Here is a 7,085-nt window from a genome sequence, read left to right on the forward strand (position 1 = left end):
ATCCCGGTCACCGTCGCTGTCCCCTCGCCCTCCCCGGAGGACGATCGATCGGCTTTCGGAGTCCCGGCCGACCGGTCTCTCCCGTCTCGGTTATCGGTTCGATATCCGGATTAGCCGCCACCTAGATTTCTGAACTGTCGATATCGTATATACGAACCGCCCGTATTGATCCGGGTACGAATGGAGACAGTTCGTCCCTTCTACGGCCGTCGGTCCGATCGGACCGGTGCAGTCGCGGACCGTCGGTCGGCCGAATCGGCTTTCGGTCCGGGAACCGTCCGCACAACGCGACGCGAGTCGACCGACCGGGGCCAGCGATGAGTGCGACGGAGCCCGACTCCGAGGTCGACACCGACGACCCGGACCCGACCGAGTCGTTGATCGACCTCCCGCCGAGTTCGAAACTCGTCTACAAGGTCCTCGAGTACGAGGGCTCGATGACCCAGGAGGAGATCGCCGTCGAGTCCCGACTCTGTGCCCGGACCGTCCGCTACGCGCTCGGCAAACTCGAGGACGAGGACCTGGTCACCAGCCGCGTCCACCTCGAGGACGCCCGCCAGTCGAAGTATCGGCTCACCGACTGAGCCCCGTCCGGGAAACGGGGTAGGTCGTCAGCTGTGTTTTCGGTAGCGGTCGACCAGCAGGTCGATCCCGTACGATCCCGCCGTGATCTCGTAGTGGGTCTCGAGGCGCGGGTTGAACTTCGCCTTGTACCGGTTGATGCTCGGGACGCCGGCCCCGACGAGGTCGTACCGCTCGAGTCCGTCCCGCAGTCCGTCGCGCATGACGTGCCAATCGAGGAGGTCGTTGATCGAGACGTCGACGTCGGTATCGGGTTTGACGCCGCCCTGCCACCGATAGCGTGTCCGGTCGGTTTCGACGACGAGGATGCCGCCGACGAACGCCCCGTCGACGCGACAGACGTACGGCCGGATCGCGCCGTCGGGCAGCCGTTCGTACATCGAGCGGGCGAACTCGGTGCTCAACTGGAACGGCTGTCCCTGGCTCTCGTAGCGGGCCGCGACCTGTTCGACGATTCGCTCGACGTCGTCGCCGTCGCCCTCTTCGATGAGGTAGGCGTCCGGATCGGCGTTCCGAACGTTGCTCCGCGCGTCGCTGCTGAACCGCTTCAACAGCTCGTCCTCGCTCCCCTCGAGGTCGACGACGTAGGTGTAGCCCGGCTCGACGGTGTACTCGTTCCAGACGAACGTCCGGAGGTCGTCGAACTCGGCGGTGATGAACTTGGCGTACACTGGCGATATCGTTCGATCGATGTAGGCCAGACAGCCCTCGAGGAACCGCCGCGTCCGTCGGTCGGCCTTGCGCTGTTTGAGTTTGTCGACGTTCAGCAGCGCCGGCCCGAGGTAACAGGACCACGAGAACGGCGCCGGCGAGAACGCGCCGGTGATCGGTCCCTTCCCGTACTCGAAGACGGGAAAGATCCCGATCGGCTCCTGTCCCTTGAATCCGGCGAGCAGGTGGGGCGTCGACCCGGTATCCGTCGCCTGCAGGCGGAGCGCTTCGGCCCGATAGAACGGGTTCGTCCCGTCCGAACGATCGACGTATCGATTCCACTCGTCGGCGTCGGCCCGCGGATCGAGCGTGGTTACTTCGATACTCATCGTTAGAGATAGCCCAGATCCGAGAGGTGATTTTCGACGGCCCCGTCGTCGGTCGCGCGGATCGGATCGGGTTCGTAGTCCGGGTACGTCGTTTCCCGTCCGGCGTCGACGATCGGGAGCGTCGAGCCGTCCATCTCGGCGTCGATCGGGACGTCGAACAGCGCGCAGATCGTCGGCGCGACGTCGAAGATCGTCGCTCCCTCGAGCGAGGCCGTCTCGTCGACGTCGCTTCCCGCGGCCGCGACGATGCCGGTTCGCTTGTGGTTCCACGGCTCCATCGGTTCGCCGAACTGGTCGGTGCCGACGTCGGCGACGAGTGCGTTGTCGAAGCCCGCGGGGACCGTCAGGATATCCGGCGCCTCGTCGACGTACGGCCCGTCGAAGTACGTCTCCCGCGGCTCGACGGCTTCGAACATCGGCTCGCCGTCGGGCGTTCGGACGGCCGAGAGCCGATCGATCAGCTCCGATCTGACCGCCTCGTAGTCGGATTCGGGCACCCGTCCGTTCGGTTCGCGCCCCTCGAGATTGATCCGCACGCCGAGTTCGCTCTTCGACCGGACGTACGCCGACGAGTCGGGGAAATCGACCCGCTCGCTCGCCGCCTGAATCATCCCGTTCGGAATCCGCTTCCCGATCGGCTCCTTCAGTCCGACTCGGTCGAGTACCCCGGCGATCCGCTGGGTGGTGATTCCGACGTTCGCGGCGGCGTTCATCGCTCGCTCGAGCGCGCTCGGCTCGGCTTTCCCGGCGGCGGCGTCCGTCCCCTCGAGCAGTTCGTTCTCCCACGTCGTCGACCAGTTCGGCATGCCGCCGCCGCGCTGGACCGTGACGTACCCCTGCTCGCGCAGGAACTCGTTGATCCGGAACTCGTGGCCCGTCACTTTGCCGATCCCGTGGTCGCTGACGAGCAGGACGTTCTCCGGGTCGGTTTCCGCGATCGTCTCTCGAAGCTGCCGATCGACCGCGCGGTAGACGGCCTCGATGGCCGCCTTGTCCCCCGGCCGCTCGTGGAAGACGGTGTCGGTCGCCTGGAACTGGAGGAACCCGAACGCGGGCTCGATCCGCCGAGAGAGGTAGCGAAACGCCGTCCCGCGGTCTTCGATCGTGCGCTCGTAGCCCTCGATCGACTGGTCCGGCGCGTCGGTCCCCTGCGGATAGACGTGATAGCCGTCGCCGGCCAGTTTCACGTCCTCGAGAATCCCTTCGGGATGACACGGCGGATCTTCCGGCGCGGTCATGCCCGGAATCAGCGCGCCGTCGAACGCCCGCGGCGGATGGGTGACGGGAACGTTGACGACGACGCTCGAGAGTCCGTACTCGCTCAACAACTCCCAGACCGGTCGTTCCCGGACGTGGGTCGCGTTCACGACGTCCCACTCGTAGCCGTCGAACGCGAGGAAATCGTAGACGCCGTGTTTGCCCGGGTTCTTTCCCGTGTAGATCGACGGCCAGGCGCTCGCCGTCCACGGCGGGATCTGTGACTCCAGTGGACCGCTGGTTCCGGTCTCGACCAGTCGCTCGATCGTCGGAATCTCGTCCGCTTCGAACAGCGGCTCGAGCACCGACCGACAGCAGCCGTCGAGGCCGACCACCAGCAGCCCGAGATCGGTTTCGGTTGCCGAAGCTCCCATAGACACGGAAGGGATCCACCCCTGTTTTGTTATCCGATTGTTTGGTTCTCGTATGTTCCGACTGCTCGTGACAACGGGACGTATCCGAAATCGCGTCTCCGAGTAACCATTGGTTTCTTAACACTTGTGGTGTGATATCATCCCCATACTATATCGCGGATCGCGGTGATACCGTCCGGATGGTCGCATCGATCCAGAGCGCTACCCTCTCGCGATATCGCCATGATCAGTGAGCATCCGTCGCTGTCCGACAGGGTACTGTCCGGCACGCGTGGGGCCGGAATCCGGCCGTTTCTCGAGCGGCACGCTTCCGACTTCGCGTTCTACGGCTCCGGAAAGGTGGCCCTCCGCGACGGGCTCGCCGGACTCGTCGCGCCCGGCGAGAACGTCCTCGTTCCCGCGTACCTGCCGGACGCGGTCGTCGAACCGTTTCACGACCTCGGACTCGAACCCCGGTACTATCGGGTTCGGGAGCGCCTCGCACCGGACCGCGCGGACCTCGACCGACGGCTCGACGACGAGACGGCCGCGGTCCTGACGGTCGACTACTTCGGGTTTCCACAGCCCGGACTCGAGGCAGTCGCGGCGCTGTGCGACGACTACGACTGCTATCACGTCGACGACAATGCGCATGCACCGCTCAGCGTCGACGACGGCACGTTACTCGGCACCCGCGGCCACCTCGGCATCACGTGCCTCCGAAAGCTGCTCCCGATCCCGGACGGTGCGATCCTCTACTGCAACGACGAGTCCGTCGTCGAGCGGTTCGAGCCGTCGTCGTTCGCCGGCGTCCGCGACGGGTTCGGTGTCGACGACTGCCGGTACGTCCTCGAGTCGTTCGTCGGGACCCTCCTCGAAACGAACGCGACGGTCCGTCGAGCGGCCGAGCGGGCGCTGGCCACCCGTTCGGTGTCGGTCCCGGACCCGAAGACGCGCTACGAGGCCGGGAAGGCGCCGATGTCGAAACTCTCTGCGACCGTCGTCGACGCCGTCGACCCGACGGCGATTCGGAACGCGCGCCGGACCAACTACCGCGCGTGGCGGCGGCTCTTCGACGCCCGCCCCGGCATCGAGAGTTACTTCGAGTCGCTTCCCGAGGGGATCTGTCCGCAGGGCTTCCCCCTCCGAACGAGGGCGCCGCAGCGACTCCTCGCCGAACTCGAGCGCTGCGGGGTCGCCGCTCACACGTGGCCGCGACTCCCCGCGACCGTCAGCGACGACCCGGCCTACGCGGTCGCGCGGAAACTGGCCCGCGAGACCGTCGTCCTGCCGGTCCACCAGGGGATCGACCCGGCCGCGATCGAGGCCGTCGGCGACCGACTCCGGTGGAGGCCGCCGGCGACTAGTCGACCCGTGCCGCGGTAGTCAACTCCTCCCGGACGTCGTCGCCGAGCGTGTAGGTCCGCTCGGTGGGACGGTCGAGGACCCCCTCGGTCCGCAGCTCCGAGAGGAGACTCTGGACCGCGACCGTCGATCGATCGACCGCCTCGGCGACGGTCGCCGTCTCGAGCGGCCCGTTTCGGGCCAGGAGGGCCAGCGTCCGCCGTCCCGTCGCCGCCGTACACTGCGACTGCTCGGCCGCCGTCTCGAGACGCTCGTCGATCCAGTCGCCCTCGAACAGGTCCTCGAACGACGACTCGTCGATCCCGGTCGTCTCGAGATCACGCGTTTTACCGACCCGTTCGGCGCCGTCTCGGTCGCTACCGTCCCGTTCATCGTCGCCGCCGTTCCGTTCGGCGGCTCCCCAGTCACCGCTGCCGTTCCAGTCGTTCCTCCTTCGGTCGCCGTCGCTGGTCCAGTCGCCCCTTCTCTGCTCGCCGTCGCTGTTCCGGCCGCTCCTCCTCCGCTCGCTATCGTTGTTCCGGCCGCTCTTCCTCCGCTCGCCGTTGCCATTCCGTTCAGTCCCCCCCTGATTGCCGCCGTTTCCGTCGTCCCCGTCGTCACGCTCGAGGACCTCCTGTATCGACGTGAATCCGAACTCGACCGCGTCACCGCCGGCGCGGATGATTTCGTCGTCCGTCCCCGCCGTCTCGTCCGTCTCGTTCGCTTCGGACGCGGTCTCCTCGAGTTCCCGAATGCGATCCCGCAACCGCTCGTTTTCCTCGCGGAGCGTTTCTATCGTCTCCGTTCGGGAGTCGAGCGTCGTCTCGAGCGTTTCGATGCGCTCCCGTCGGTCCTCGAGTTCCTCCCGGAGCTCGTCGCGCTCGTCCTCGAGGTCGACGATCTCGTCGTGGAGGCGTCGCAGTTCCTCGTCGTTGCCGCCGCCGAGTTCCGTCTGGACCGTCTCCTTCCGAGTCAGCGCGTCGGCCATCTGTTTGGCCGCCGACGAGACGTCCCGCGCGGACTCGAGTTCGTCCTCCAGGGTCTCGATCCGTTTTTCCTTCTTCGCGAGTTCGTTCTCGAGTTCGTTGATCCGATCCCGTTCGCGCTCCTTTCGCTCCGAAATGTCCTGGAGGTCGCCGACCAGCGCGTCCGAGACGGACTTGAGCTCGGGTCGCTCGAAGTCGTCGAGTCCGGGGGTCGCGCCCGCGTCGAAGGTCCGCTTGCGACGGAACTGGACCTTCCGGACGTCGACCTCGGTCCAGTCGGTCTGGACGAACGCCTGTCCGTCGTTCAGTTCGGAGACGAGTTCCGAGTACTCGGTGTCGATGATCCGGCCGACGACCTTGGTGTCGTTGTCCCAGGTCAGTCGGTGCCAGACGAGCCAGTTGGCCTGCGTGATGAAGTCCTTCTTGACGTCCGCGGGCCGCTGGCTGATCCCCAGAATGCCCAGTCCGTGCTTGCGGCCGCGCTTGCTGATCTTGATCAGCAGGTTCCCCGTCTCGCCGACGCCGCCGCCCTCCGGGATGTACTCGTGGACCTCCTCGACGACCAGCAGGAAGGGCTTCTTCATCTTCTTCTCCTTGACGAACAGCTGGCGGGCGATCTTGCGCAGCAGTTCGTCGGCCACCTCCTCGTCGAGGTAGCCCGAGACGTCTAAGATGATCGGGACGTTCTCCTCGAGGGCGAGACTCGCCATCTGTTCGGCGTGCTCCGGTCCGATCTGGATGTCACACTCCTCGTCGGCGCCGGCGTGGAGCATCTCGTACTCCTCCTTGAGCCCGTAGTACTCGCCGTCGGTGTCGACGATCAGGAGGGGAAAGCCGGCCTCGAGCAACTCCTCGGCGATGACCGACGCGGTGTTTGACTTCCCCGAGCCGGACTTGCCGGTAACGAACCCGCGGCCGGTCAGCAGTTCGACGACCGGAAGCCACAGGTCCGATCCGTCGTCGGTCTCGCCGACCAGGATCTCTCGCTGATCGCTCACCGACCCACCACCTCGAGCGCGCGCGACGTAGTCATATATGGGTACACTCCGAATACGGCACCTTGAATATTGGCCTCGTCGGACGGTCTCCCTCGCACCACGTTCCGGTTTCGGCTACGGTCCTCTGCCAGTACAACACAGTTCAAACAGTGTAGAATGTTCACACCGTCTGAAATGCTTTCGACGTCGGGTTCCTCTCGGGCGGTCGCTCTCGCAGTCGCCGCCGTCCGTTCACGGCTCGCACTATCTCCGGGGAATCAGAAGAATGTCCACACAGTGTACAATGTCACCACTACGTGAACGGTGTCACTCCCCGTCCGGATGCGATGTCGTCGCGGGCTCCGGAACCGGGATCGCCGGTCGGTCGTGAGCGCGTACTCGAGTCGTCACTACAGTGAACCGCGTACGATGTCGGGACCGCCCGAACTTTTCGAGAAGTCCCTACCGTTTACACTGTGTACAATGTTTAGACAGTCTAGAGCTTGGGGCCGAGAGTGCTACTGGCCGAAATACCAGTACAGCCGG

5 protein-coding genes are annotated in these 7,085 nt (G+C 65.6%); 2 read left to right on the top strand and 3 right to left on the bottom strand.

The annotated features are described in order from the left end of the window. Nucleotides 1–317: 317 nt before the first annotated feature. On the top strand, nucleotides 318–584 hold the full coding sequence (locus WD430_RS22495; RefSeq protein ID WP_339106400.1) for a MarR family transcriptional regulator: 267 nt from the start codon (nucleotides 318–320) through the stop codon (nucleotides 582–584). Between the two features lie 27 nt (nucleotides 585–611). On the opposite strand, the gene WD430_RS22500 is transcribed toward WD430_RS22495, so the two are convergent. Beyond that, entirely contained in the window at nucleotides 612–1,622 is a 1,011-nt protein-coding gene (locus WD430_RS22500; RefSeq protein WP_339106401.1) for a GNAT family N-acetyltransferase, read from the bottom strand. 2 nt (nucleotides 1,623–1,624) lie between these two features. Next, entirely contained in the window at nucleotides 1,625–3,253 is a 1,629-nt protein-coding gene (locus WD430_RS22505; protein WP_339106402.1) for an alkaline phosphatase family protein, read from the bottom strand. A gap of 222 nt (nucleotides 3,254–3,475) precedes the next feature. Here WD430_RS22505 and WD430_RS22510 point away from each other — a divergent pair, with 222 nt between their 5' ends. After that, nucleotides 3,476–4,618 carry a DegT/DnrJ/EryC1/StrS family aminotransferase gene (locus WD430_RS22510; RefSeq protein WP_339106403.1) on the top strand — a complete coding sequence of 381 codons (1,143 nt, stop codon included), beginning with the start codon at nucleotides 3,476–3,478 and terminating at the stop codon, nucleotides 4,616–4,618. Here WD430_RS22510 and WD430_RS22515 read toward each other — a convergent pair. Further along, nucleotides 4,596–6,560 (bottom strand): helicase HerA domain-containing protein, encoded by a 1,965-nt coding sequence (locus WD430_RS22515; protein WP_339106404.1) that lies wholly within the window; start codon nucleotides 6,558–6,560, stop codon nucleotides 4,596–4,598. The genes WD430_RS22510 and WD430_RS22515 overlap by 23 nt on opposite strands. Between the last annotated feature and the right edge of the window lie 525 nt (nucleotides 6,561–7,085).

The organism is Haloterrigena sp. KLK7, from assembly GCF_037914945.1.
GTDB lineage: Archaea > Halobacteriota > Halobacteria > Halobacteriales > Natrialbaceae > Haloterrigena > Haloterrigena salinisoli.

Coding starts and splice junctions, on each gene's coding strand:
- WD430_RS22505 (WP_339106402.1), bottom strand. CDS start 3,253: ATGGGAGCTTCGGCAACCGAAACCGATCTCGGGCTGCTGGTGGTCGGC.
- WD430_RS22500 (WP_339106401.1), bottom strand. CDS start 1,622: ATGAGTATCGAAGTAACCACGCTCGATCCGCGGGCCGACGCCGACGAG.
- WD430_RS22495 (WP_339106400.1), top strand. CDS start 318: ATGAGTGCGACGGAGCCCGACTCCGAGGTCGACACCGACGACCCGGAC.
- WD430_RS22510 (WP_339106403.1), top strand. CDS start 3,476: ATGATCAGTGAGCATCCGTCGCTGTCCGACAGGGTACTGTCCGGCACG.